This window comes from Paraburkholderia sp. J41, from assembly GCF_905220235.1.
GTDB lineage: Bacteria > Pseudomonadota > Gammaproteobacteria > Burkholderiales > Burkholderiaceae > Paraburkholderia.
Window position 1 is genome coordinate 1 of the sequence record NZ_CAJMZE010000051.1, and the last position, 24657, is coordinate 24657.

The 24657-nt window shown below is 65.7% G+C and carries 23 protein-coding genes; 2 read left to right on the forward strand and 21 right to left on the reverse strand.

Annotation, left to right across the window (positions count from 1 at the left end):
- Positions 1-235 precede the first annotated feature (235 nt).
- From U5805_RS29665 to U5805_RS29675, 3 genes are read right to left on the reverse strand one after another with little or no spacing between them, the layout of a single operon-like run.
- Positions 236-1042 (reverse strand): MetQ/NlpA family ABC transporter substrate-binding protein, encoded by an 807-nt coding sequence (locus U5805_RS29665; protein WP_322107053.1) that lies wholly within the window; start codon positions 1040-1042, stop codon positions 236-238.
- 40 nt (positions 1043-1082) lie between these two features.
- Positions 1083-1736, reverse strand: a complete 654-nt coding sequence (locus U5805_RS29670; RefSeq protein WP_322107054.1) for a methionine ABC transporter permease — start codon at positions 1734-1736, stop codon at positions 1083-1085.
- On the reverse strand, positions 1726-2760 hold the full coding sequence (locus tag U5805_RS29675; protein ID WP_322107055.1) for a methionine ABC transporter ATP-binding protein: 1035 nt from the start codon (positions 2758-2760) through the stop codon (positions 1726-1728). The genes U5805_RS29670 and U5805_RS29675 overlap by 11 nt, the downstream gene beginning before the upstream one ends.
- A 276-nt stretch (positions 2761-3036) precedes the next feature.
- On the opposite strand from U5805_RS29675, the gene U5805_RS29680 reads away from it, so the two are divergent.
- Positions 3037-3939: an alpha/beta hydrolase gene (locus tag U5805_RS29680; protein WP_322107056.1), complete on the forward strand. Its 903-nt coding sequence runs from the start codon at positions 3037-3039 to the stop codon at positions 3937-3939.
- Positions 3940-3972: 33 nt separating this feature from the next.
- On the opposite strand, the gene U5805_RS29685 is transcribed toward U5805_RS29680, so the two are convergent.
- Positions 3973-4812: an enoyl-CoA hydratase gene (locus tag U5805_RS29685; RefSeq protein WP_322107057.1), complete on the reverse strand. Its 840-nt coding sequence runs from the start codon at positions 4810-4812 to the stop codon at positions 3973-3975.
- A 30-nt stretch (positions 4813-4842) separates the two neighbouring features.
- Positions 4843-5769, reverse strand: coding sequence for a histone deacetylase family protein (locus U5805_RS29690; protein ID WP_322107058.1), 927 nt, complete (start codon positions 5767-5769; stop codon positions 4843-4845).
- 205 nt (positions 5770-5974) lie between these two features.
- Here U5805_RS29690 and mltB point away from each other — a divergent pair, with 205 nt between their 5' ends.
- Entirely contained in the window at positions 5975-7387 is a 1413-nt protein-coding gene (gene mltB / locus U5805_RS29695) for a lytic murein transglycosylase B (protein ID WP_322107059.1), read from the forward strand.
- 123 nt (positions 7388-7510) lie between these two features.
- Here mltB and cysM read toward each other — a convergent pair whose 3' ends face one another.
- The 16 genes from cysM to U5805_RS29775 form a co-directional block, all read right to left on the reverse strand.
- Positions 7511-8413: a cysteine synthase CysM gene (gene cysM, locus U5805_RS29700; protein WP_322107060.1), complete on the reverse strand. Its 903-nt coding sequence runs from the start codon at positions 8411-8413 to the stop codon at positions 7511-7513.
- A gap of 407 nt (positions 8414-8820) precedes the next feature.
- Entirely contained in the window at positions 8821-9192 is a 372-nt protein-coding gene (locus tag U5805_RS29705) for a ComEA family DNA-binding protein (RefSeq protein ID WP_322107061.1), read from the reverse strand.
- 75 nt (positions 9193-9267) lie between these two features.
- Positions 9268-10260, reverse strand: coding sequence for an ADP-glyceromanno-heptose 6-epimerase (gene rfaD / locus U5805_RS29710; RefSeq protein WP_322107062.1), 993 nt, complete (start codon positions 10258-10260; stop codon positions 9268-9270).
- 141 nt (positions 10261-10401) lie between these two features.
- Positions 10402-11388, reverse strand: a complete 987-nt coding sequence (gene rfaE1, locus U5805_RS29715; protein ID WP_322107063.1) for a D-glycero-beta-D-manno-heptose-7-phosphate kinase — start codon at positions 11386-11388, stop codon at positions 10402-10404.
- The gene (locus U5805_RS29720) at positions 11360-12757 is read right to left on the reverse strand and encodes a UDP-glucose/GDP-mannose dehydrogenase family protein (protein WP_322107064.1); all 1398 of its coding nucleotides are present in this window, start codon (positions 12755-12757) and stop codon (positions 11360-11362) included. The genes rfaE1 and U5805_RS29720 overlap by 29 nt, the downstream gene beginning before the upstream one ends.
- Before the next feature lie 155 nt (positions 12758-12912).
- On the reverse strand, positions 12913-14088 hold the full coding sequence (lapB, locus tag U5805_RS29725) for a lipopolysaccharide assembly protein LapB (protein WP_322107065.1): 1176 nt from the start codon (positions 14086-14088) through the stop codon (positions 12913-12915).
- An 85-nt stretch (positions 14089-14173) separates the two neighbouring features.
- Entirely contained in the window at positions 14174-14467 is a 294-nt protein-coding gene (locus tag U5805_RS29730) for a LapA family protein (protein WP_322107066.1), read from the reverse strand.
- A 288-nt stretch (positions 14468-14755) separates the two neighbouring features.
- Positions 14756-15079, reverse strand: coding sequence for an integration host factor subunit beta (locus U5805_RS29735; RefSeq protein ID WP_028226806.1), 324 nt, complete (start codon positions 15077-15079; stop codon positions 14756-14758).
- Positions 15080-15105: 26 nt separating this feature from the next.
- The gene (rpsA, locus tag U5805_RS29740; protein WP_322107067.1) at positions 15106-16836 is read right to left on the reverse strand and encodes a 30S ribosomal protein S1; all 1731 of its coding nucleotides are present in this window, start codon (positions 16834-16836) and stop codon (positions 15106-15108) included.
- 188 nt (positions 16837-17024) lie between these two features.
- Positions 17025-17747, reverse strand: a complete 723-nt coding sequence (gene cmk / locus U5805_RS29745; RefSeq protein WP_322107068.1) for a (d)CMP kinase — start codon at positions 17745-17747, stop codon at positions 17025-17027.
- A gap of 25 nt (positions 17748-17772) precedes the next feature.
- Positions 17773-19077, reverse strand: coding sequence for a 3-phosphoshikimate 1-carboxyvinyltransferase (aroA, locus tag U5805_RS29750; RefSeq protein WP_322107069.1), 1305 nt, complete (start codon positions 19075-19077; stop codon positions 17773-17775).
- A 164-nt stretch (positions 19078-19241) separates the two neighbouring features.
- The gene (locus U5805_RS29755) at positions 19242-20222 is read right to left on the reverse strand and encodes a prephenate dehydrogenase (RefSeq protein WP_322107070.1); all 981 of its coding nucleotides are present in this window, start codon (positions 20220-20222) and stop codon (positions 19242-19244) included.
- 28 nt (positions 20223-20250) lie between these two features.
- Positions 20251-21372, reverse strand: coding sequence for a histidinol-phosphate transaminase (gene hisC / locus U5805_RS29760; RefSeq protein WP_322107071.1), 1122 nt, complete (start codon positions 21370-21372; stop codon positions 20251-20253).
- A gap of 166 nt (positions 21373-21538) precedes the next feature.
- On the reverse strand, positions 21539-22624 hold the full coding sequence (gene pheA / locus U5805_RS29765) for a prephenate dehydratase (protein WP_322107072.1): 1086 nt from the start codon (positions 22622-22624) through the stop codon (positions 21539-21541).
- Between the two features lie 85 nt (positions 22625-22709).
- Positions 22710-23792, reverse strand: coding sequence for a 3-phosphoserine/phosphohydroxythreonine transaminase (gene serC / locus U5805_RS29770; RefSeq protein ID WP_322107073.1), 1083 nt, complete (start codon positions 23790-23792; stop codon positions 22710-22712).
- 166 nt (positions 23793-23958) lie between these two features.
- A complete protein-coding gene (locus tag U5805_RS29775; protein ID WP_322107074.1) occupies positions 23959-24564 on the reverse strand; it encodes a DUF2059 domain-containing protein in 606 nt (201 codons plus the stop codon).
- Between the last annotated feature and the right edge of the window lie 93 nt (positions 24565-24657).

A 24657-nucleotide genomic window follows, 5' to 3' on the forward strand; every position in this document is an offset into this window, starting at 1 on the left:
GACTTTCATTCACACGCTCCAAAGTTACGAATACGTCAACCTGGCGGACATTATAGCGAGAGCCTTTCCGGCCGCTTTTTCCGCCAGCATCTTCCCGCACCACCGCTGCCCGCGCCGTTCGCGCCGGGCAACGCTCCGTTATAGCGAACGATCGTGCGATTTTAAGTCGGAAAAATCCCGTGCCTCAAGCCCGGGACCCGACGGATATCTCTAAATCCCATGCCGCGAGGCGCGCTCACCACGACGTGATAACGGCGCCGCCGAACTTCGATTCGACGAACTGTTTGACCTCCGGCGAGTGATACGCCGCCACGAGCTTCGCCACCCACGGTTTGTTGCGGTCGGCTTCGCGAATCGCGAGCACGTTCACGTACGGGCCTTTCGCGTCCTCGATCGCAATCGCGTCCTGCTTCGGCTTGAGGCCCGCCTCCATCGCGAAGTTCGTATTGATGGCGGCGGCGTCCACGTCGTCGAGCGAGCGTGGAATCTGCGCGGCGTCGAGTTCGACGATCTTCAGCTTCTTCGGGTTTTCCACGATGTCGAGCGGCGTTGCCTTGAGGCCCGCGTCGGCGCGCAGCTTGATCAAGCCCTGCTTTTGCAGCAACAGCAGCGCGCGGCCGCCGTTGGTCGGATCGTTCGGCACCGCAATGCGCGCGCCCGGCTTCAGGTCGGCAAGCGATTTGAGCTTCTTCGAGTAGATGCCCATCGGGAACGTGATGGTGTCCGCGATCTTGATGAGCTTGTAGCCGCGGTCTTTCACCTGCGCGTCGAGATACGGCCCATGCTGGTAACTGTTCGCGTCGAGATCGCCGCTCGCGAGCGCCGCGTTCGGCTGCACGTAGTCGGAGAATTCGACGATCTTGATCGTGAGCCCGTTCTTCGCGGCCACGCTTTTCACCACTTCCATCAACTGCTCGTGCGGGCCGCCCGTCACGCCCACCTTGATGGTTTCGTCGGCGTGCGCGCTGAGCGGCGCCAGCGTGGCGATGAGCGATGCCGCGCCGAGCGCAGCCGCGAGCCGAATCATGAAACGACGTTGCATACCGAACCCCGGTCTCGAAGATAGATGTTGTTGGCGCGACTTACTTGTGACTAAGCCGGCGCACGAGCCAGTCGCCGAGCGACTGTACGAGCTGCACGAACACGATCAGGATCACGACCACGATCAACATCACTTCGGGTTCGAAACGCTGATAGCCGTAGCGGATGCCGAGGTCGCCGAGCCCGCCGCCGCCGATCGCGCCCGCCATTGCCGAATAGCCGACGAGCGAGATGAACGTGATCGTCAAGCCGGCCACCACGCCGGGCAGCGATTCGGGCAGCAGCACCTTGAACACGATCTGGCGCGTGCTCGCGCCCATGGCCTGCGCCGCTTCGATCAGGCCGCGATCGACTTCACGCAGCGCGGTTTCCACGAGACGCGCGACGAACGGCGCCGCCGCGATGGTGAGCGGCACGATGGCGGCCGCGGTGCCGATCGACGAGCCCACCACGAGGCGCGTGAACGGAATCACGGCCACGAGCAGGATGATGAACGGCGTCGAGCGCACGGCGTTGACGACCACGCCCATCGCGCGATTCGCGGCGATGTTTTGCAGCACGCCGTCGCGGTCGGTGAGATAGAGCAGCACGCCGAGCGGCAGGCCGATGGCCGCGCCCACGAGTCCCGAGATGCCCACCATGACGAGCGTTTCCCAGAACGACTGGATGAACATGTCGAACATTTCACTCCACATGGGACAGCTCCTCCACCACCACGCCTTGCTCGCGCAACCAGGCCATCGCCTGCGCCACCTTCGCCGGCTCGCCGCCCGCCAGCACCGCGAGCGAACCGAACGCCTGGCCCTGAATCTCGTCGATCTGGCCGTGCAGAATGTTGAAATCGAGTTCGAAACGGCGAATCGTTTCCGACAGGACCGGCTGATCGACGCCGGTGCCCGTGAACGCGAGCCGCAGCAAATGGCCGCGCCCCTGCGCGAGACGTTCGGCCACGCGCGCCTTGAGCGCGGGCGGCAATTCCTGCGCGATCACGTCGCCGAGCAGCGCGCGCGTGACCTCATGGCGCGGTTGCAGGAACACGTCGATCACGGGACCGCTTTCCACCACGCGCCCCGCGTCGAGCACGGCCACGCGGTCGCACACCTGTTTGATCACTTCCATCTGGTGCGTGATCATCACGATCGTCAGATTCAGCTCGCGATTGATCTTGCGCAGCAAATCGAGAATCGCACGCGTGGTTTCCGGGTCGAGCGCGGAGGTCGCTTCGTCGGAAAGCAGCACCTTCGGCTTGCTCGCGAGCGCGCGCGCGATGCCCACACGCTGCTTTTGCCCGCCGCTGATCTGCGACGGATAACGGTCCTTCTGCGCGGTGAGCCCGACCAGATCGAGCAACGGCAGCACCGCCGCCTCGATCTGCGCGCGCGTCGCGCCCGCGAGTTCGAGCGGCAGCGCCACGTTGTCGAACACCGTGCGCGACGAGAGCAGATTGAAATGCTGAAAAATCATGCCGATCTCGCGGCGCGCTTCGCGCAGGTCCGCGTTCGGGAGCGACGTGAGCGTGCGGCCGTTGACGACGATGTCGCCTTCGCTCGGCCGCGTCAGCAGGTTGATCGTGCGCACGAGCGTGCTCTTGCCCGCCCCGCTGCGCCCGATGATGCCGAACACTTCGCCCGGCGGAATCGTCAGATTGACGTTGTGCAACGCTTCGATCCAGCCTTGTGGGCCGGCGAAGCGCTGGGACACGTTTCGAATTTCGATCATGGAAAAAACGAAACGGCGGTGTGCCGCGCGCCGCTTGCCCCCGGCGATGGAAACATCGCGGCGGGCGCGTCGCATCGGCAAACAGCGCCGTTGATGGACTGGATTTAACCCGGCATTTTACCCTGGCGTCCCACATTCCTTTTAATAATTGATTTGGATATTTTCATAACCAGACAGCATTAGAGGAAGCTTGCGGCGGAGTATCGCGCGCAACATTGCCCGCTACACTCCGCCAACATTCCGGCGCCTACAACAATCGTTCTAACCGGGAACACGATGGAGACAAAACCCGGCGTGCAGCTCACCGCCGCGACCGCGTTCGCCGAGATTGCGCAACGCTCCACCCTACGCACGCGCGACGGCGTGGAACTGCCGCTTTTCGTCTGGCGCGCGCGCCCACGACCGCCGCGCGCAGCCCTCGCGCTCGTACACGGCCTTGCCGAGCACGCGTGCCGTTACGCGGCGCTGGCCGCACGACTGAACGCGGCAGGCATCGACGTCTACGCGGTTGATTTGCGCGGGCACGGCCACGCGCCCGGCCGGCGCGCGTGGATCACGCGCTTCGACGATTACCTCGACGACGCCGAAGCGCTCGTCGAACACGCGAGCGCCGCGTGCGCGCCCCACGAAACGCCGCTCTTTCTGATGGGCCACAGCATGGGCGGCGCGATCGCCGCGCTCTACGCGGTCGAACGCCTGCCGCGCGCACGCGCGCCGCTCGCCGGAATGCTGCTGTCGAGCGCCGCGCTCGCGCCCGGCCGCGACGTGCCCGCATGGATGATCGCCGCAAGCCGCGTCATGAGCGCGGTCTGGCCACGCTTTCCGGCCATGAGGATCGACGCCGCGCTGCTCTCGCGCGACCCCGCCGCGGTCGAGGCCAATCGCGCCGACACGCTCGTGCATCACGGCGCGATTCCCGCGCGCACGGGTGCCGAACTGCTGGGCGCGATGCGGCGCATCGAAGCGGGCCGCGCGCAGTTGCGGCTGCCCGTGCTCGTGTGGCACGGCACGCAAGACAAGCTCACGGAACCCGACGGCAGCCGTGCGTTCGGCGAACACGCGGGATCGCCCGACCGCACGCTCGCGCTCTACGAAGGCAGTTATCACGAGACGCTCAACGACCTCGACCGCGAGCGCGTGATCGCCTCGATGATCGACTGGATCGAGCGCCGCCGCTGAACGCCGGCGGCAGGCGCGCCGTACGATTGCCGCTTATTTCGCGCCGCGTTTGTCGATGAACGCCTGCACGCCGTCGAGCGCGGCGTCGTTCATCATGTTGCAGGCCATGGTTTGACCGGCGAGCTGGTACGCGGCTTCGACACCCATTTCCAGTTGCCGGTAGAACAAGCCCTTGCCGGCCGCCACGGCCGCTTGCGGCTTGGCGCAAATGCGCGCGGCAAGCGCCGTGACGGCGGCATCGAGTTCGTCGGCGGGCACGACGCGATTCACGAGCCCTTCGCGCAGCGCCGTGGGCGCGTCGATAAAATCGCCCGTCATCAGCATTTCGAACGCGGTCTTGCGCGCCACGTTGCGCGTGAGCGGCACGGCGGGCGTCGAGCAGAACAGCCCCAGATTGATGCCCGACACGGCGAAGCGCGACGAATCGGCGGCCACGGCCAGATCGCACGCCGCGACGAGCTGGCAGCCGGCGGCCGTCGCCACGCCCTGCACGCGCGCGATGACGGGCTGCGGCATCTTCTGGATCGTCAGCATCATCTTCGAGCAGCGCTCGAACAGCTTCGCGTAATAGCCGTGCGAAGGCGCCGCGCGCATTTCCTTGAGATCGTGGCCCGCGCAAAACGCGCGTCCCGCCGCCGCGATCACGACCACGCGCGCTTCCGACTTCGCGATGGCCGCAAGCTCCGCCTGCACCGCGTCGATCAGCGCGCCGGAAAGCGCGTTGAACGCGTCGGGCCGGTTGAGCATGAGACGCACGACGCCGGGCACGCCGTACGCATCGCGCGTGACTTCGACGAGCGGCGCCGCGGCGGCGGCGGCGGCGGCGGCAGCGGCGGCAGCGGCGGCAGCGGCGGACGGGGACGAAGCATTCATGACGCGGACTCCTTCGATAAAACGGCGCGCTCAGATATCGGCGAGCGCGCGCAGATGCGCGACCACGCTGCGGCCGAGCGCCGAGAGGTTATAGCCGCCTTCGAGGCAACTCACGATGCGGCCCTTCGCGTGGCGATTCGCGATCATGCGCATCTGCTCCGTGATCCACGCGAAATCGTCTTCGACCAAGCCCATGTTGCCGAGATCGTCCTCGCGATGCGCGTCGAAGCCCGCCGAAACGAACAACATTTGCGGCTTGAATTCGTGCAGGCGCGGCAGCCACATGATGTCGATGGCCTCGCGCACGTCCATGCCCTTGGTGCGCGCGGCCATCGGCAGATTGACCATGTTCGGCGCGGGATGGTCCGCGCCCGAATACGGATAGAACGGATGCTGGAAAAAGCTGCACATGAGCACGCGCGGGTCGCCCGCGAACGCGGCCTCGGTGCCGTTGCCGTGATGCACGTCGAAGTCGATGACGGCGACGCGCTCCAGCCCGCGCACTTCCAGCGCGTGGCGCGCCGCGATGGCGACGTTGTTGAAGAAGCAGAAGCCCATGGCGCGCGCCGGTTCGGCGTGGTGGCCGGGCGGCCGCACGCTGCAAAACGCGTTTTCGTAGCGGCCCGCGAGCACGGCGTCGGTGGCCGCAATCGCCGCGCCGGCGGCGCGCAGCGCGGCCTGCCACGTATGCGGGTTCATCAGCGTGTCGGGGTCGATCTCGGCATAGCCTTCCTGCGGCGCGGTCTTGCGGATGAAGTCGATGTGCGCCTGCGTGTGTACGCGCAGCAGATCGGCCTCGGTGGCGAGCGACGCGGACTCGTCGCGCTCGACGAGCGTGTCGATACGGCTCGCGATCAATTGATCTTCGATGGCCTGGAGACGCGCGGGGCATTCGGGATGCCACTCGCCCATTTCATGGCGCAAGAAGTCGGGATGAGAGAAGAAACCGGTCGTCATGAGTCGCGCTGGCCGCGTTCGCCGCCTGCGCGGCGCCGCGGGTCTCCTTCCGTTTGTCGGCGCGCCGGCGGGCGCGCGATGAGCCATCACGTTACCACAGCGACTTCGTCCGAACCGTGTGCGCCGGCGCACAGTGAGGCGGCCCGCGCCAGGGCCTCGGGTATACTGCCCCCGATCTTTCCCACTGCTTCGAACTTCCCCGCTCATGACGCTCAAGACCGCCCTGCCCGCCTCCGGCCGCCTGCATCGCACGACTCTCGCCCTCGCGCTCTGCGTGGCGGCGTCGTTGGGCGCGGGCGCGGCGCGTGCCCAGTCGAGCGCCCGGCCCGGCGCGCCGCTCAAGCTCGCGCAGGCCCAGCCGCAAACGCCGCCGTCGCAGGGCCAGACGTTCGAGGAAGAAATCGTCCCGCAGCGCTACGCGAACAACCCGGACGTCGACGGCTTCATCAACGACATGGTCGCGCGCTACGACTTCGACAGCGCGGCGCTGCACGCCCTTTTCGCGGGCGCGAGCTATTCGGCGACGGCGGTGAAGCTCGTCACGCCTTCGACCACGCCGGGCATCAAGAACTGGCGCGCGTATCAGGCGCGCTTTCTCGACGCGGTGCGCATCAACGCGGGCGTGAAGTTCTGGCGTGCGAACCAGGCCACGCTGCAACGCGCCTCGGACGAGTTCGGCGTGCCGCCGGAGGTGATTGTCGGCATCATCGGCGTGGAGACGATCTACGGGCGCTACATGGGCAATTTCCGCGTGCTCGACGCGCTCACGACGCTCGCGTTCGATTACCCGAACACGCCCAATCGCGCCGAGCGCATGGCAACCTTCCGCAAGAATCTCGAAGACTATCTGGTGTGGACGCGCGACTCGCAGATCGACCCTTCGTCGGTGCTCGGCTCGTACACGGGCGCGGTCGGCATTCCGCAATTCCTGCCCAGCAGCATCGTGCAATACGCCGTCGATTACGAAGGCAATCACCATATCGACCTGCGCAACAGCACGGCCGACGCGATCGGCAGCGTCGCGAACTATCTGAAGCAGAACGGCTGGGAAACGGGCCGCCCGGTGGTCTGGCGCATTGCGAGCGACGCGGGCAGCCAGGGCATTGCGCAGGCCGCCGCCGACGGCAAGCCCGAGCCGCGCTGGCCGCTCGATCAACTGCTGCGCTCGGGCCTCGCGCTCGATCAGCCCGACGTGGACATCGCCTCGGAGGCGGGCACGCCCGTCACCGTGATCGACCTGCCCACGCCAGGCCGCGCCACCGAATACATGCTGGGCCTGAAGAACTTCTACGTGCTCACGCGCTACAACCGCAGCTTTTTCTACGCGCTTTCGGTGTATCAGCTGGGCCAGCGCGTGAAAGCGCAGATGCTGGCGACGCAGCCGGGCGTGGGGATCGGACCGTCGAATCCGCCGTCGAATCAGCCATCGAATCCGCCATCTAACGTGCCGTCCAATGCGCCCTCCAGCGGCATTTCGCGTGGAATGCCGGGCGGAATGGCGGGCGCGCAGAACTCGCCTTCCGGCACGCCGTCGAGCGTGCCTGCCGTGCGCATGAACAATGGCGGCTACCTGACGAATCCCGCTGCCATGCAGCCCGCGCAGCCGCAGCCACAATAACGCGCCCGACACTTCGCCAAAACAAAAACGGCCTTCGGAAATCCGAAGGCCGTTTGCATTGGCGGCGCGCGCATTACAACGATTCGCGCCGAACAGGCCGCCGAACGCGCTAAATCGCGTCGATCAGGCCGGGAACACGCCTGTCGACAGATAACGGTCGCCGCGATCGCAGACGATGAACACGATGGTCGCATTCTCGAGCTGGCGCGAAAGACGCAACGCGACTTCGCACGCACCGCCCGACGAGATGCCGGCGAAGATGCCTTCCACGGATGCAAGACGGCGCGCCATGTTTTCGGCGGCGGCCTGACTCACGTTCTCGACGCGATCGACGCGGCTGCGATCGAAAATCTTCGGCAGATAGGCTTCGGGCCACTTGCGGATGCCGGGAATGCGCGAGCCGTCTTCGGGCTGCGCGCCGACGATCTCGATCGCCGGATTCTTTTCCTTCAGATACTGCGACGTGCCCATGATCGTGCCCGTCGTGCCCATCGACGAAACGAAGTGCGTGATGCGCCCTTCCGTTTCGCGCCAGATTTCGGGGCCGGTGGATTCGTAGTGGGCGAGCGGATTGTCGGGGTTCGCGAACTGGTCGAGGATGATGCCCTTGCCGTCGCGCTGCATCTGCTCGGCGAGATCGCGCGCGTATTCCATGCCGCCCTTCACGGGCGTGAGCATGATTTCGGCGCCGTAAGCGGCCATGCTCTGGCGGCGCTCGACCGAGAGATCCTCGGGCATGATCAGCACCATCTTGTAGCCGCGAATGGCCGCCGCCATCGCGAGCGCAATGCCGGTGTTGCCGCTCGTCGCCTCGATCAGCGTGTCGCCGGGCTTGATGCGGCCGCGCTCCTCGGCCTTGCGGATCATCGACAGCGCCGGGCGGTCCTTCACCGAACCCGCCGGATTATTGCCTTCGAGCTTGGCGAGAATGACGTTGTTGCGGGCGCGGATTTCGTCGTCCGGCAGACGGACGAGTTGCACGAGCGGCGTATTGCCGATCGTGTCTTCAATGGTCTTGTAGGGCATGGAGATGGCAGTAAGGCGCGTTTGACTCGATCCGACGATTCTAAACCAGGCGGCGGTCCACCGCAGGTGCAGCCCGGGTTGGCCCTTGCGCGCGTGGGGACGCAGGCGCGTGCGCGGAGCCGCAATGCCGCCCGCGCGGCATCGACGCGCATCCCTTGCGCCAAGACACGCATGAATCGCGGATCAAGCGCACGGATCAAGCGCACGGATCAAGCGCACGGATCAAGCGCACGAATCAAGCGCAAAAAGCCCGCGGCCGTGACCGCGGGTCAACGTCGCGGACGAAGTGTGAGGCACTTCGCCCGGCGACACCTGAAGGAGAGACTGCGGCCCCGCAACGTGCGGGGCATCGCCGGTCCGCCGCTGAGAACCGGCGGACCGGCGCGAAGCGGGAAAGCGGCAAAGCGCTACTTTTTGACCGAAACGGCAACGCCCGGCGGCGCCGCGGGTTTCGCGCCCGCGACCTTCTGCGCGCCTTGCGCGGACGTTGCCGGTGCGGCTGGTGCAGCTTGTGCGCTCGCCGTGCCCACGCCCAGCCCTTCGGCCTGCAAGCGTTCGACCGTGTGGCCGCCCAAGCCCTTCACGCGCTTGCCGAGGTCGGACGCATCCTTGAACGGCCCGTGTGCGCCGCGCTCGTCGAGAATGGCCTTGGCGCGCGCGGGCCCGATGCCCTTGATGCCGCGAAGCGCGTCTTCATTGGCGGTGTTGACGTCCACCGCCGCGAATGCGTGGCCGAAGGCGAAAAGCAGCGCAGCCGCTGCGAGCAATTTCCTGATCATGCTGGATCTCCGTTGAAACCCGCCGGCGACCGTCGCCGGCGAGGAGAGTCCAGTTTATGAAGTCGCGCCTTCGCGTTACACCTGGCCAGATAGCCAACGTACGTAACGATCGACGCCTTCCTGAACCGTCAGGAACGGCGCGTCGTAGCCCGCCGCGCGCAGCTTCGTCTGGTCGGCCTGCGTGAAGCACTGGTACTTGCCGCGCAGCGCGTCGGGGAACGCAATGTACTCGATCAGCCCTTCCTTCACCTGCTCCGCCAGCGTCAGCGCGCCCTTGCCTTCCAGCGCGCGCAGCGTGTTCACCACGCTCGTGGCGATGTCGTTGAACGGCTGCGCGCGGCCGCTGCCCAGATTGAAGATGCCGCTCTTCCCCGGATGATCCAGGAAGAACAGGTTCACCTTCACCACGTCCTCGACGGACACGAAATCGCGCGTCTGCTCGCCCGGCGCGTACCCGTTGTACTCGCCGAACAGCTTCACCTTGCCCTCGGCGCGGAACTGGTTGAAGTTGTGGAACGCCACCGACGCCATGCGCCCCTTGTGCGTTTCGCGCTGGCCGTACACGTTGAAGTAGCGAAAGCCCGCGATCTGGCTCTGCGCCGAGGGCAGCACGCGCCGGATCACCTGATCGAACAGGAACTTCGAATAGCCGTAGACGTTGAGCGGCGCCTCCACTTCGCGCTCCTCCACGAAGCGCGTGGAGCCGCCATATACCGAAGCCGACGACGCATACAGAAACTGCACGCCTTGCGCGAGGCACGCGTCGAGCACCGCGCGGCTGTAGCGGAAGTTGTTCTCCATCATGTAGCGGCCGTCGGTTTCCATCGTGTCCGAGCAGGCGCCTTCATGAAAGATCGCGCGCACGCGGCCGAAGTCGCCGCGCGCAAAACGCTCCACGAATTCGGTCTTGTCGATGTAGTCGTCGATCTCGCAATCGACGAGATTCTTGAACTTGTCCGCGCGGGTGAGGTTGTCGACGGCGATGATGCGGTCTTCGCCGCGTTCGTTGAGCGCCTTGACGATGTTGCTGCCGACGAAGCCGGCCGCGCCGGTGACGATGAGGGTCATGATGGTTGTGCAGTGAAGCGCTTGACGCCAGGTTGACAAGAGGTTGAAGCGCCGCCGGGAAAACTCTCCGGAAACCCCGGCTGGCGTGAACCTGTCCGGCAACGCGCGTCAAGGACGCGCTGCGGCGGTTTTTTTAGGGAGTTACTGAAACAGTTCGTCGTAGTCGACGGTGGCGGTGCCGAGCTTGCCGACCACGATGCCGGCCGCGCGGTTCGCGAGCGCCACGCCGTCGGCGAGCGGCATGCCCGCGCCCAGCATCACGGCAACGGTCGCGATGACCGTGTCGCCGGCGCCGGACACATCATACACTTCGCGCGCATCGGCGGCCGCGTGCATCACGCCGCTCTCCGAAAAGAGCGTCATACCCTCTTCCGAGCGCGTGAGCAGCAGCGCGTCGAGTTGCAGATCGCGGCGCAGCTTCGTCACGCGCGCGAGCAGATCGTCTTCCGACTTCCAGGTGCCGATCACCTCGCGCAGTTCCGCGCGGTTCGGCGTAATGACGCTCGCGCCGCGATAGCGCTCCCAGTCGTCGCCCTTCGGATCGACGAGCACGGCCTTGCCGGCGGCGCGCGCCTTCGAGATCATCTGCGTGACGTGCGTGAGGCCGCCCTTCGCGTAATCCGACATGAGGATCACGTCGTGCGCGGGCAGCAGCGCGTCGAAGCGCGCGAGGCCCGCGAGCAGCACTTCGTGCGCGGGCGTGTTCTCGAAATCGACGCGCAGCAACTGCTGCTGGCGCGACAGCACGCGCAGCTTGATGGTGGTCGGCAGCGCGGGATCGCGCTCGAGATGCGCCTCGACGTTGCTCTCGCCGAGCAGTTCGACGATGCGCTCGCCCGGCTCGTCATGGCCGACCACGCACAGCAGCCCGGCCTGCGCGCCGATCGCCACCGCGTTGCGCGCGACGTTGGCCGCGCCGCCCAGGCGGTCTTCCTGGCGCTGCACGTGGACGACCGGCACCGGCGCTTCGGGCGAGATGCGGTTGACGTCGCCGAACCAGTAGCGGTCGAGCATCACGTCGCCCACCACGAGCACGCGCGACTTCGCGAGCGTCTCGCGCGGCACGGTCTGCACGCCCGGCGCTTGCGCGAACGCGGTTTCAGGTTGAGGAGTTTGCGTGTTTGACATGGGGTCGCCCAATCGAATAATAGTCAATGCCGAGTTCCGCCATGGCGTCGGGCTCGTACAGATTGCGTCCGTCGAAAATGCGCGGCGCCTTCAGCACCGACTTCAGATACGCGAAATCCGGCGCCTTGAAAGCCGTCCATTCCGTGACGATCACGAGCGCGTCCGCCCCCGCGAGCGCCTCGTCCTGGCTCGCCGCGAACGAAAGGCGCGCGCGCTGCCCGGGCGCTTCGGCGAGATCGAGCGCGAACACGCGCTTCGCCTCTTCCGCCGCCACCGGATCGTAGGCCGCGACCGTCGCGCCGCGCGCGAGCAGGTCGGCGATCAGGCGGCGGCTCGGCGCCTCGCGCATGTCGTCGGTGTTCGGCTTGAACGCGAGGCCCCAGACGGCGAAGTGCCTGCCCGTCAGATCCTCGCCGCACGCGTCGACGATCTTCTTCACGAGCACTTCCTTCTGGCCGCGATTGACGTCCTCGACGGCTTCGAGAATGCGCAGGTTCTGGCCCGACTCGGCGGCCGTGCGGATCAGCGCCTGCACGTCCTTCGGGAAGCACGAGCCGCCATAGCCGCAGCCCGCATACAGAAAGTGATAGCCGATGCGCGGGTCGGAGCCAATGCCGCGGCGCACCGATTCGATGTCGGCGCCCACGCGATCGGCCAGATTCGCCATTTCGTTCATGAACGAAATGCGCGTCGCCAGCATCGCGTTGGCCGCGTATTTGGTGAATTCGGCCGAGCGCACGTCCATGTAGATCGTGCGTTCGTGATTGCGGTTGAACGGCGCGTAGAGGCGCTTGATCTTCTCGCGCGCGAGCTTGCCGTTCTCGTCCTCGTCGAGGCCGATGATGATGCGGTCGGGCCGCATGAAGTCGTCGACAGCCGCGCCCTCCTTCAAAAACTCCGGGTTCGAGACGACCGAGAAGCGGTGCTGCGCGCTTGCGCCAAGGCCGCGTTTCGCGAGTTCCCCGGCGAGCACCGCCTGCACGCGCTGCGCCGTGCCCACGGGCACCGTGGATTTGTCGACGACGACCTTGAAGCCGTCCATGTGACGGCCGATGCTGCGCGCCGCCTCGAGCACGTATTGCAGGTCGGCCGAGCCGTCCTCGTCGGGCGGCGTGCCCACGGCGATGAACTGCACCTCGCCGTGCGCGACGCTCGCGGCGACGTCGGTGGAAAACGTGATGCGGCCGGCGGCGCGGTTGCGCGCGATCAGTTCGATCAGGCCGGGCTCGTGAATGGGCACGCCGCCGCCGTTCAGGATCTCGATCTTGCGCGGATCGACGTCGAGGCAAAAAACGTCGTGGCCGATTTCGGCCAGACACGCGCCGGTGACGAGACCGACGTAGCCGGTGCCGATTATGGTGATCTTCATAGGCGCTCCGATAACTGAAGCAGATGACGAAATAACGTTGGGGCGCGCGGCTGTCCGCGCGCCGCGCGCGAACTTACCGGCTTGCCGCGGGCCAGACGCGAGCGGCGTTCATCGGCCTGGCGCAGCGCGCCCGGCAAGACGCGCCCGGCGAGCGCTCAACTCGATGCCGGAATCGGCTCGACGCGGCGCGGCGCATAGGTTTCCCAGCCGCTGCAACCGGGGCACTGCCAATAGAAGAGGCGCGCGCGGAAGCCGCAGTTCTGGCACGTATAGCGCGGCAGATTCTTGGTGCGCTGCTGCAACAGCTTGTGCATGAGTTCGAGTTCGCTGCGGCGCGGCTCCTCGGCCGTCGCCTGCTGCGCTTCGAGCAAACGCGCCATGCCGGCAAGATTCGGCGACTTCTGCATCTGCGTGCGCGCGAGCGTATGCGCCGCATCCGCGCCGCGCAACGCCGCAACATATTTATAGGCCACGTCGAGTAAATCGTTCGACGGATACGCATCGACCCACGACGTCAGCACCTGCGCGCCTTCGTCGGCGCGGCCGAGCGCCTCGTATGCCTTCATCACCTTTTCGGCGACGAGCGGCAAATAGGCGGGATTCTGCGCCTCGACCTCGCGCCAGTGCGTAAGCGCCGACTCCGACGCGCCGCTCGCGGCATCGACATCGCCCGCAAGAATGGTCGCGCGCACGTTCTGCGGATTCGCCTTGAGCGCGAGCCCGAGCTGACGGCGCGACTCGTCGGGCTTCTTTTGTTGCAGCGCTTCCTGCGCAAGTTCGCAGTGGAATTGCGCGATTTCGAGACCGAGCGGCGCGGCGCCCATGGTCTCCAGCGAGCGCGCCGTGTCGATGCAGCGGTTCCAGTCCTTCTCGATCTCGTAGATCGTGAGCAGCGCGCGTTGCGCGCCGAGCGCGTAATCGCCCGACTTGAGCTTGCCGAAGGTTTCTTCCGCGCGATCGAGCATGCCCGCTTTCAGAAAGTCCTGACCGAGTTCGAACAGCGCGTGATCGCGCTCGTTCACCGGAAGATCGGAACGCGAAAGCAGATTCTGATGCACGCGAATCGCGCGATCGGTTTCGCCGCGGCGGCGGAACAGATTGCCGAGCGCGAAGTGCAGTTCGACCGTTTCGGGGTCGAGCTTGGCGACTTCGATGAACGCGTCGATCGCCTTGTCGGGCTGCTCGTTGAGCAGGAAATTGAGGCCGCGAAAATACGAGCGCGGCAGGTTGGCGCTTTCGGACAGCAGCGCCTTCAGATCGTAGCGCGACGCCATCCAGCCAAGCGCGAACGCGACTGGAATAACGAGGAGCCACCAGAAATCGAGATCCATGCGAGCGATGGTATGAGCGGTGGATGAGCGATGGCAAGCCGGCGATCGAGCGCCGCGCGACGCGCGCGCGGCAAAGCCAGGCCTATCAGATGAGCGGCGGCAGCGGCGGTTCCACGGGCACGACCGGCGTTTCGCGCGCGACCCGCAAGTCGCGTTTCAGGCGCGCGTTCTCCATGCGCAGCCGGAACACCGCGGGCAGCGCCGAAAGCAGCCCCGCGAGCAAGCCGACCACGAAAAACGCGAGGCCGATCAGGATCAGCGGAGCCTGCCACGAATATCCGGCCAGGAAGTTAAGCGTCGCGGTTTGCGTGTTGGCGAGCGCGAGCACGAGCAGCAGCACGAACACCAGCACACGGATCACCCAGGCGATCAATCTCATGAAGGATTCTCTTGGCAATTGCGGCAGTTGCGAAAACACGGGCGGAACCAAGGTCCCGCGAAGTGTCCCGTATTGTAAATGAAGGCCCCGTCCGCGGGCACGTGCGAGCCGTCGCAGGGACTGCGCCGCGGTCGCGGCGAGCGGCGCCGCCGCCGCCCATGCGCGCTCGAAAACACAAGCGAAAAAAAAGCGCCGGGGTCGTTAAACCCCGGCGCTTCCTACCGGTCCATGCGTTCCGGCCATCTGGCATTGACCGCCGACGACCGCAACCGCTCGATATCTCGAACGTTACAGGTCGTCGTCCGGCTCGTCCGCCTTGAGCGGCTCGCCCGAACGACGGTCCACGCGCTCGCGCAGTTCCTTGCCCGGCTTGAAGTGCGGCACGAACTTCTCGGGTACCAACACTTTCTCGCCCGACTTGGGATTGCGCCCAACGCGCGACGGCCGGCGATTCAGGCCAAAGCTGCCAAAGCCACGAATTTCGATGCGATGACCCTTGGCAAGCGCCTCGGACATCGCGTCGAGCATCGTTTTGACCGCGAAATCCGCATCTTTGAGAACAAGTTGCGGAAATCGCGTAGCCAGCTGCGCGACCAATTCAGATTTGGTCATACTTCAGCTTGCCCCCGTTTGAGGCCTTACTGGTTCTGGCCGTCGAGCTTGGCCTTGAGCAGCGCGCCAAGGTTGGTCGTGCCCGTGGCGGCCGAACCGTTGTCCGACGACATGCTGCGCAGCGCTTCCTGCGTCTCGGCCGAATCCTTGGCCTTGATCGACAGGTTGATGCCGCGCGACTTGCGGTCGATGTTGATGATCATCGCATTGACCTTGTCGCCTTCCTTCAGCACGTTGCGAGCGTCTTCCACGCGGTCTTGCGCGATTTCCGAAGCACGCAGGTAGCCTTCGACGTCCGCGTTCAGGGTAACGACCGCACCCTTCGCGTCCACCGACTTGACCACGCCGTCGACGATCGAACCCTTGTCGTTGACAGCAACGAAGTTGCTGAACGGGTCGCCTTCGAGCTGCTTGATGCCGAGCGAGATGCGTTCCTTCTCGACGTCGATGCCCAGAACCACGGCTTCGACTTCGTCGCCCTTCTTGTACTTGCGCACGGCTTCTTCGCCGGTTTCCGACCACGACAGGTCCGAAAGGTGAACCAGACCGTCGATGCCGCCGGGCAGACCGATGAACACGCCGAAGTCGGTGATCGACTTGATGGCGCCCTGGATCTTGTCGCCCTTCTTGAAGTTGCGGCTGAAGTCATCCCACGGATTCGGCTTGCACTGCTTCATGCCGAGCGAGATGCGGCGGCGGTCTTCGTCGATCTCGAGGACCATGACTTCGACTTCGTCGCCAAGCTGCACAACCTTCGACGGCGCAACGTTCTTGTTGGTCCAGTCCATTTCCGACACGTGAACCAGGCCTTCGATGCCCGATTCGACTTCGACGAACGCGCCGTAGTCGGTGATGTTCGTGACCTTGCCGAACAGGCGCGTGCCCGACGGGTAACGGCGCGAGATGCCTTCCCACGGATCGTCGCCCAGTTGCTTGATGCCGAGCGAAACGCGGTTCTTTTCCTGGTCGAACTTGAGGATCTTGGCCGTGACTTCCTGGCCGACCGACAGCACTTCCGACGGGTGACGCACGCGACGCCATGCGATGTCGGTGATGTGCAGCAGGCCGTCGATGCCGCCGAGGTCCACGAACGCGCCGTAGTCGGTGATGTTCTTGACCACGCCGTTGACGATCGCGCCTTCCTTCAGCGTTTCGAGCAGCTTCGCGCGCTCTTCGCCTTGCGTGGCTTCGATCACCGCGCGGCGCGACAGCACGACGTTGTTACGCTTGCGGTCGAGCTTGATGACGCGGAATTCGAGCGTCTTGCCTTCGTACGGCGTCGTGTCCTTGACCGGACGCGTGTCGACGAGCGAACCCGGCAGGAACGCGCGGATGCCGTTGACCATCACGGTCATGCCGCCCTTGACCTTGCCCGTGATCGTGCCGGTCACGAGTTCGTTGTTGTCGAGCGCCTTTTCGAGCGAGAGCCACGAAGCGAGACGCTTCGCCTTGTCGCGCGACAGGATCGTGTCGCCATAGCCGTTTTCCAGCGCGTCGATCGCGACGGAAACGAAATCGCCCGCCTGAACCTCCACTTCGCCCTGGTCGTTCAGGAATTCCTCGATGGGAATGTAAGCCTCGGACTTCAGGCCAGCGTTCACGACCACGAAGTTGTGGTCGACGCGCACGACTTCAGCGGAGATGACTTCGCCAGCGCGCATATCCTGGCGGGTCAGCGACTCTTCGAACAGAGCCGCGAAAGATTCGGTATTCGGGGTGGAGGTTTGCAGATCGGACATAAAAATCTGGATTTGCATGGTTCCCGCTGCCTCGCCGGTCAATCTTGACGGTTCGGCGTTGAGGCCGGAACACAAGGTTCGCGGCACGGATGCGAAAGCCACACGGGGTTAAAGGGTTTAACAAAGGTCCGCCTCACTTGAAGCGGAACACCAACATTTACTGCCACTACGAGCCTGCTATGGAACGACTTTGCGGCGTGCTGCTTTTACTGCGCCTTGCCGTGAGGCTCGGCGTGCCGCACGGGCAATGCCCGGGGCAAGGCCCGATACCACTGCACGACCTGCTCGACCGCCTGGTCGATGGAAAGCGCCGAGGTATCGAGAAGCTGCGCATCCGCCGCGGGCTTGAGCGGCGCGGCCGCGCGGTTACTGTCGCGCGCGTCACGTTCACGCAAATCCCGGAGCAAGTCATCCATATTAGCAGAAAATCCTTTTTGGATCAATTGCTTATGCCGGCGGGCCGCGCGGGCCTCCACGCTGGCCGTCAGAAACACTTTCAGCGGCGCTTCCGGGAAGATTACGGTGCCCATGTCGCGGCCGTCCGCCACGAGTCCCGGCAGCTTGCGAAACGCGCGCTGACGCGCCACCAGCGCGGCGCGCACGCCCGGGTGCGCGGCGATCATCGAAGCGCGGTTGCCCACTTCCTCGGCACGGATTTCGTTCGAAACGTCAACGCTGTCGAGCTGCGCAAGCCCTTCGCGGAACGTGATATGGAGATCGTCGATGAGCCTCGCGAGGCCGTCGGCGTCGTCGGGCTCGATCGAATAGCGCATGCTCGCGAGCGCGGCCAGCCGGTAGAGCGCGCCGCTGTCGAGCAGGTGAAAGCCCAGATGCGCGGCGACCAGCGTGGCCACCGTGCCTTTGCCGGAAGCGGTCGGGCCGTCGATCGTGATGACGGGCGTCGGATAAAAGGGACGAGTCGGTTTCATGCGGCGGAGCTATCCCGGCGAAGGATCAAGGTTGCGCGAGCGCAAGGAAGCGCTCGAAATAATCGGGGAACGTCTTGCCGACGCACTTCGGGTCGTTGATGCGCACCGGCACGCCGCCGAGGCTCACGAGCGAGAAGCACATCGCCATGCGGTGATCGTCGTAGGTATCGATGGCCGCGTTCGGCGTGAGTCGCGCGGGCGGGCGCACGATCAGATAGTCGGCGCCCTCTTCCACGCCGGCGCCCACCTTGCGCAATTCCGTGGCCATCGCGGCAATGCGGTCGGTTTCCTTGACGCGCCAGCTCGCGATGTTGCGCAGCGTGGTCGCGCCGTCCGCGAACAGCGCCGCCACGGCGATCGTCATGGCCGCGTCGGGAATCAGGTTGAAGTCCATGTCGATGGGGTCGAGCTTGCCGTGATCGTTGCCGACGCCGCGCACCTCGATCCAGTCGTCGGCCATCGTCACGTTGGCGCCCATGCGCCCAAGCGCCGCCGCGAAGCCGATGTCGCCCTGAATGCTCGCGCGCCCCACGCCTTCCACGCGCAGCGGGCCGCCGCCGATCGCGCCGGCCGCGAGAAAGTACGACGCCGACGACGCGTCGCCTTCCACCATGATCTTGCCCGGCGACCGGTAACGCACGCCCGCGGGAATCTCGAAGCGTTGCCAGCCGTGGCGCTCGACGTTCACGCCGAAGCGCGCCATCAGCTTGATCGTGATGTCGATATAGGGCTTCGAGATCAGCTCGCCTTCCACTTCGACGATCGTCACGCCGCCTTCGGCGCGCACGAGCGGCAGCGTCATGAGCAGCGCGGTGAGGAACTGGCTCGAGACGTCGCCGCGCACGCGAATGGGCGCGTCGGCCGCGATTTGCGCGGGACGGATGCGCAGCGGCGGGTAGCCCTCGTTCTCTTCGTAGTCGATCTTCGCACCGATCTGGCGCAGGCCGTCGACGAGATCGCCGATCGGCCGCTCGTGCATGCGCGGCACGCCATGAATGCGGTAGTCGCCGCCGTTCACTGCGAGCGCCGCCGTGAGCGGACGCACCGCCGTGCCCGCGTTGCCGAGAAAAAGATCGGCGCGCACCGCGGTGAACGCGCCGCGCGTGCCTTGCACGACGCAGGTGTCGTCCTCGCGCCTGAGCTTCACGCCGAGCGTTTCGAGTGCGTCGAGCATCACGCGTGTGTCGTCGGAATCGAGCAGATTCGTGATGGTCGTTTCGCCCTCGGCGAGCGCCGCGAGCAGCAGCACGCGGTTCGAAATGCTTTTCGAGCCGGGCAAGCGGATCGTGCCGGTCGCACGGGTGAACGGTCCGAGATCGAGGTGTTCCATGAACGTTTCCTGGTGTTGCGTGCTGGACGGCGCGGCGGGCGGTTGCCTCGGGTTTCGCGCCAGCCGCCGCCTGCTTGTGTCAGTTGTTTCCGTCGGTTTGCCGCGGTTTTGCTTCGATGTGCTTCGGTTTTGCCTGCATCGGGCTTCGGCCCGGCGTCTGGCGTCTATTTGCCGGATTCGCCGTCCGCCGGCGTCGTACCTGGCGCGCCCGGCGCGGCGCGCTTGCCGCCGCGCTCCTGCCACGCCTCGCGCGCCGCGCGCGAGCGCGCGAACGCGGTTTCGAGCGCGGCGCCGTCGCCACGGTCGATGGCGGCGCGCAGCTTCGCCAGCACCTCAGTGTAGCCGTCGAGTTCGGCGAGCAGCGCGGAACGGTTCGCGAGACATACGTCGCGCCACATCTCGGGACTCGACGCGGCGATGCGCGTGAAGTCGCGAAACCCGCCGGCGGCGAACGAAAATTTCAGCTCGGCGTCGGGCGCGCCGAGAATCTGGTCGACGAGCGCGAACGAGAGCACGTGCGGCAAATGGCTCACCGAGGCGAACACGCGATCGTGCTGCGCAGCCGGCATCTCGCCGATCACGGCGCCCGTGGCGCGCCACATCGCGGCCACGCGCGCGACGGCTTCGGGCGCGTTTTCCGCGAGCGGGCACAGCACGACGTTGCGGCCCACGTACAGATCGGGCAACGCGGCTTCGACGCCGCTCGACTCGCGCCCCGCGATCGGGTGGCCCGGCACGAACTGCCCGATGCGCGCGCCGAGCGCCGCGCGCGCGGCCGCGATCACGTCGCCCTTGGTGCTGCCCGCGTCGGTCACGACGGTGCTCGCGTCGAGGTGCGGCGCGATGCGTTCGAGCAACGATTGCGTCTGCGCGACCGGCGCGGCGATCAGCGCGATGTCGGCGCCCGCGAGCGCAGCGGCGAGCGCGGCTTCGTCGTCGAGTGTCGCGGCGGTATCGATCACGCCGAGTTCGAGCGCGCGCGCCACCGACTGCGCGTGGCGCCCCACGCCGACCACCTGCGCGCCCGGCGCCCGCGCTCCGCGCTCGCGCAAGGCGCGCGCGAGCGAGCCGCCGATCAGGCCGACGCCGAAGATCACGAGCTTGTTGAATGAAAACGTCGACGAAAAAACCGAATCCGCGCTCACGGCATCACCACAAAAAGAAGTTGCACGCTCATTGCGCGCCGATGGCCCGTTCGAGCGCCGCGACGAACGCGGCGTTCTCGTCGGCGAGACCCATCGTCACGCGCAGCCATTGCGGCAAACCGTAGTTGCCGACCGGACGCACGATCACGCCTTGCTTGAGCAGCGCGAGATTCACGCGCTCGCCGGCCGCATCGTCGTTCGCATCGCGCGCCACGCGCACGAGCACGAAGTTGCCGTCCGACGGCACGTATTCGAGGCCCAGACGCTCGAACGCGGCCGTGAGCGTGCGATAGCCTTCGGCGTTGAGCAATGCGCTGCGTTCGAGAAACGCCGCGTCGCCGAGTGCCGCAACGGCGGCCGCCTGCGCGAGCGTGTTGACGTTGAACGGCTGGCGCAGCCGGTTGAGCAGATCGGTCAATGCCGGCTGCGCGATGGCAAAGCCGACACGCAGGCCCGCGAGCCCGTACGCCTTGGAAAACGTGCGCGAGACGAGCAGGTTCGGATAGCGGCGCACCCACGCGATCGAGTCGTAGCGCTTGCCGGCTGCGAGATATTCGGTATATGCCTCGTCGAGCACGACCACGACGTGCGCCGGCACTTTCGCGATAAACGCCTCGAGCGTCGCGCCGTCGATGAACGTGCCGGTCGGGTTGTTCGGATTCGCGACGAACACGAGCCGCGTATCGGCGTCGATCGCGGCGAGCATCGCGCCGAGATCGTGCCCGTGCTTCACCGCCGGCGTGACCACGTGCCGCGCGCCCAGCCCTTGCGTGGCGAGCGCGTAGACCGCGAACGAATACTGCGAATAGACGATGGCCTGACCGCGCTCGACGAATGCATGCGCGGCCAGTTCGAGAATGTCGTTGCTGCCGTTGCCGAGCGTGATCCATTCGGACGGCACGTCGTAGCGGCGGCTCAGCGCGGCCTTGAGTTCGAACGCGTTCGAGTCGGGATAACGGCCCAGTTCGGCGGCGGCCGCGGCCAGCGCGCGCCGCGCCGACTCCGGCATGCCGAGCGGATTCTCGTTCGACGCGAGCTTGACGATGCGCGCCTCGTCCAGCCCGAACTGGCGCGCGACTTCCGGGATCGGCTTGCCGGCGATATAAGGCGCGATCGCGCGTACGTACGAAGGGCCGAATGGCGTGGTCATGCGAGTCTCCCAACGGGTTCCGGGCGCCGCGACCCTGGCGCGGTGAACGGCATCGTTTCGTTTCGAGGAAAGCGCGCCGCCCGACCGTTCGGGCGGCGCCGCCGGCCAAACGGCCTGGCGCTTCGGGCTTGAGCGGGGCGCTTGCGCTTCGCGCCGGAGCGCCGCTTTAGCGCGCGCGCGGATACGAGCCGAGAATCTTCAGAAACGCGGCCTTCCTGCCGAGTTCGTCGAGCGCGGCGGCCACGCTCGCGTCGTCGCGATGGCCTTCGAAGTCGATGTAGAAGTAATACTCCCACGTGCTGCCGAGCCGCGCGGGGCGCGACTCGAAGCGCGTCATCGAAACGCCGTGGCGCGCGAGCGGCTCAAGCAGCTTGTACACCGCGCCCGACTCGTTTTTGACCGTGACGATGATCGACGTTTGATCCTTGCCCGTGGGACCGGCGGCCTGCTTGCCGATCATCACGAACCGCGTGCGGTTATGCGGATCGTCCTGGATCAGCGCGTTGGCGATCAGCAAACCATAGTGCGTGGCGGCGCGCTCGCCCGCGATGGCGGCAATGGTCGGATCGGCGGCGGCGAGGCGCGCGCCTTCGGCGTTGCTCGCCACGGCCTGGCGCTCCAGTTGCGGCGCGTTCGCATTGAGCCAGTGCTGGCACTGCGCGAGCGATTGCGGATGCGCGCACACGCGCGTGACGCCTTGCAGGTTGCCGCTTTGCGTCATCAGGTTGTGCTGGATCGGCAGCGCGATTTCGCCGCCGATCACGAGCTGCGTTTCGAGGAACAGGTCGAGCGTGCGCGAAACCGCGCCTTCGGTCGAATTCTCGACCGGCACGACGCCGAATTCGGCCGCGCCCGCTTCGACCGAACGGAATACTTCGTCGATGGACGGACAGGCGAGACCTTCGATCGAGCGGCCGAAGTATTCGTGCATCGCCTGTTCGCTATAGGTGCCGACCGGCCCGAGAAACGCCGCCGAAACGATCTTTTCGAGCGAGCGGCTCGCGGCCATGATCTCCCGCCAGATCGCGCTGATGTGCTCGTTGCCGAGCGGGCCGTCGCTCATGTCCTGAAGGCGCGCGATGACCTGCATTTCGCGCTCCGGGCGAAACACCGGCGCGTTGAAGTGCTTCTTGACTTCGCCCACTTCGAGCGCGACGTTGGCGCGCTGGTTCAAAAGCGAGATGAGCTGCGCGTCGATGGCGTCGATGCGCTCGCGCAGCGGCTTGAGTTGGGAGTTGAGTTCGTCGTCCATGCGTGGAACCGGCAATGGGATAGCCGCGGGATAGCTGCGGGGAAAGATGCGGCGAGACGCGCGCGCCGGGCGTGCCGGGGCGCGCTCAGGCGTGCTTCGTCTCGAATTCCTTCATGTACTCGACCAGCGCCTTCACTGCCTCGAGCGGCACCGCGTTGTAAATCGATGCCCGCATGCCGCCGACGGACTTGTGGCCCTTCAGCTGCAACAGCCCGCGCGCCTTGGCGCCGGCGAGGAAATCCGCGTTACGTGTTTCGTCGGCGAGGAAGAACGGCACGTTCATCCGTGAGCGCGCGCGGCGCTCCACCTTGTTGATGTAGAAGCGGCTCGCGTCGATGGTTTCGTAAAGCAGCTTCGCTTTTTCGACGTTGCGCGCCTCGATGGCTTCGAGCCCGCCCTGGCGCTTGAGCCACTTGAACACGAGTCCGGCGATGTAGATGGCATACGTGGGCGGCGTGTTGAACATGGAATTGTTCGCGGCCACGGTTTTCCATTCGAACGCCGACGGACACACCGGCATCGCGCGATCGAGCAGGTCCTCGCGCACGATCAGCACCGTCACGCCCGCCATGCCGATGTTCTTCTGCGCGCCGCCGTAGAGCACGCCGTATTTGGCGATGTCCATCGGACGCGAGAGGATGTGCGAGGAAGCGTCGGCCACGAGCGGAATGTCGCCAAGATCGGGAATTTCGAACGTTTCCACGCCGTCGATCGTTTCGTTCGTACACAGATGCACGTAGGCGGGATCGTCGGAAAGCTTCCACTCGCTTCGCGCCGGCGCATGCGTGAAACCGGCTTCGGTGCGGCCCGTGGCGGCAATGTGCGCCTCGCCGTACTTGAGCGCTTCCTTTTGCGACTTTTGCGACCACGAACCCGTGATCACGAAGTCCGCGCGCGGCTTCGTGCCGAACAGGTTGAGCGGCACGATGGCGTTTTCACCGATGCCGCCGCCTTGCAGAAAGAGAATCTGGTGGCTCGCGGGCACTTGCAGCAACTCGCGCAGATCAAGCAGCGCCTCGCTGTGAATCTGCATGAATTCCGGTCCGCGATGGCTCATTTCCATCACGCCCATGCCGCTGCCGTGCCAGTCGAGCATTTCGTCGGCCGCCTGGCGCAGAACCTCTTCCGGCAACGCCGCCGGTCCGGCTGAGAAGTTGAAGACGCGCATCGTAATAGAGCCCCCGAGCCGGGCGCCGCCGCGAAAAAGCCGGAAAGCGCGCCAGAAAAAGAAAATGGCCGTCTGCGCTTATCGCGCAAACGGCCATTATCGCATTGTCGCCGGGAACCCGCCAACGCGGGCCGCCCGTCGATATCAACGCGCGATATGCCTTAACTTACTTGGCGACCTTGACCGCGGCGACTTCCCGGTCGGCCTGGTCACGCGTTGCCTTGATCGACTGCGGCATGTACTTCTGCATCAGACCGTTGACGACGTCGCGGCCCACCTGGTCCTGAACCTGGATGAACTTGCGGCCCGTCGGGCTGCGATAGAACGTGGTCAGATCCTTGATTTCCTGCGTGCTGTAGTACTTCGCGTAAGCGTCGTACTGAGCTTGCATGGCGTCCTGCTTGAACGAGTCGGTCGCGAAGACCTGACCTGCCGAGTCAACCAGCTTCGGCACGGTGTTCTTTTGCAGCGTCGGGACGGCGGCCTGCTTCTGCTTGTCCGACATCGTCTTGTTTTCCGAGAGCGCGTCCGAGAGGATAGCCGGGACGAGCTGCTTCGCCTGCATCTGGGCGCTGTTGCCGATTGCGCCGACGAGCTTCTGTGCGTCGATTGCGTCGAGCAGGTCCTTGATCGCGGCCTGCTTGGCCGGATCGACGGGTGCTGCGGCCGCAGCCGGAGCCGTGGCGGGCGCCTGGGACTGGAGCGCCTGGGCCATCGCAAACGTCGGCACGAGAGCGGCCAGCAACATCACCTGCTTGAATCGTTTTTGCATCATTACTCCCTTTGAAAAATGGATCTGCGTGAAACCCCGCGAGCCTCGGGGCGCTCTCTCGCCCGCCGGCCGGCTCGCCGGCACACCTATCAT

Excerpts from the sequence above, each read along its gene's own strand:
- U5805_RS29665 (WP_322107053.1), bottom strand. The coding sequence starts at position 1,042 with ATGCAACGTCGTTTCATGATTCGGCTCGCGGCTGCGCTCGGCGCGGCA.
- U5805_RS29670 (WP_322107054.1), bottom strand. The coding sequence starts at position 1,736 with ATGTGGAGTGAAATGTTCGACATGTTCATCCAGTCGTTCTGGGAAACG.
- U5805_RS29675 (WP_322107055.1), bottom strand. The coding sequence starts at position 2,760 with ATGATCGAAATTCGAAACGTGTCCCAGCGCTTCGCCGGCCCACAAGGC.
- U5805_RS29680 (WP_322107056.1), top strand. The coding sequence starts at position 3,037 with ATGGAGACAAAACCCGGCGTGCAGCTCACCGCCGCGACCGCGTTCGCC.
- U5805_RS29685 (WP_322107057.1), bottom strand. The coding sequence starts at position 4,812 with ATGAATGCTTCGTCCCCGTCCGCCGCTGCCGCCGCTGCCGCCGCTGCC.
- U5805_RS29690 (WP_322107058.1), bottom strand. The coding sequence starts at position 5,769 with ATGACGACCGGTTTCTTCTCTCATCCCGACTTCTTGCGCCATGAAATG.
- mltB (WP_322107059.1), top strand. The coding sequence starts at position 5,975 with ATGACGCTCAAGACCGCCCTGCCCGCCTCCGGCCGCCTGCATCGCACG.
- cysM (WP_322107060.1), bottom strand. The coding sequence starts at position 8,413 with ATGCCCTACAAGACCATTGAAGACACGATCGGCAATACGCCGCTCGTG.
- U5805_RS29705 (WP_322107061.1), bottom strand. The coding sequence starts at position 9,192 with ATGATCAGGAAATTGCTCGCAGCGGCTGCGCTGCTTTTCGCCTTCGGC.
- rfaD (WP_322107062.1), bottom strand. The coding sequence starts at position 10,260 with ATGACCCTCATCGTCACCGGCGCGGCCGGCTTCGTCGGCAGCAACATC.
- rfaE1 (WP_322107063.1), bottom strand. The coding sequence starts at position 11,388 with ATGTCAAACACGCAAACTCCTCAACCTGAAACCGCGTTCGCGCAAGCG.
- U5805_RS29720 (WP_322107064.1), bottom strand. The coding sequence starts at position 12,757 with ATGAAGATCACCATAATCGGCACCGGCTACGTCGGTCTCGTCACCGGC.
- lapB (WP_322107065.1), bottom strand. The coding sequence starts at position 14,088 with ATGGATCTCGATTTCTGGTGGCTCCTCGTTATTCCAGTCGCGTTCGCG.
- U5805_RS29730 (WP_322107066.1), bottom strand. The coding sequence starts at position 14,467 with ATGAGATTGATCGCCTGGGTGATCCGTGTGCTGGTGTTCGTGCTGCTG.
- U5805_RS29735 (WP_028226806.1), bottom strand. The coding sequence starts at position 15,079 with ATGACCAAATCTGAATTGGTCGCGCAGCTGGCTACGCGATTTCCGCAA.
- rpsA (WP_322107067.1), bottom strand. The coding sequence starts at position 16,836 with ATGCAAATCCAGATTTTTATGTCCGATCTGCAAACCTCCACCCCGAAT.
- cmk (WP_322107068.1), bottom strand. The coding sequence starts at position 17,747 with ATGAAACCGACTCGTCCCTTTTATCCGACGCCCGTCATCACGATCGAC.
- aroA (WP_322107069.1), bottom strand. The coding sequence starts at position 19,077 with ATGGAACACCTCGATCTCGGACCGTTCACCCGTGCGACCGGCACGATC.
- hisC (WP_322107071.1), bottom strand. The coding sequence starts at position 21,372 with ATGACCACGCCATTCGGCCCTTCGTACGTACGCGCGATCGCGCCTTAT.
- pheA (WP_322107072.1), bottom strand. The coding sequence starts at position 22,624 with ATGGACGACGAACTCAACTCCCAACTCAAGCCGCTGCGCGAGCGCATC.
- serC (WP_322107073.1), bottom strand. The coding sequence starts at position 23,792 with ATGCGCGTCTTCAACTTCTCAGCCGGACCGGCGGCGTTGCCGGAAGAG.
- U5805_RS29775 (WP_322107074.1), bottom strand. The coding sequence starts at position 24,564 with ATGCAAAAACGATTCAAGCAGGTGATGTTGCTGGCCGCTCTCGTGCCG.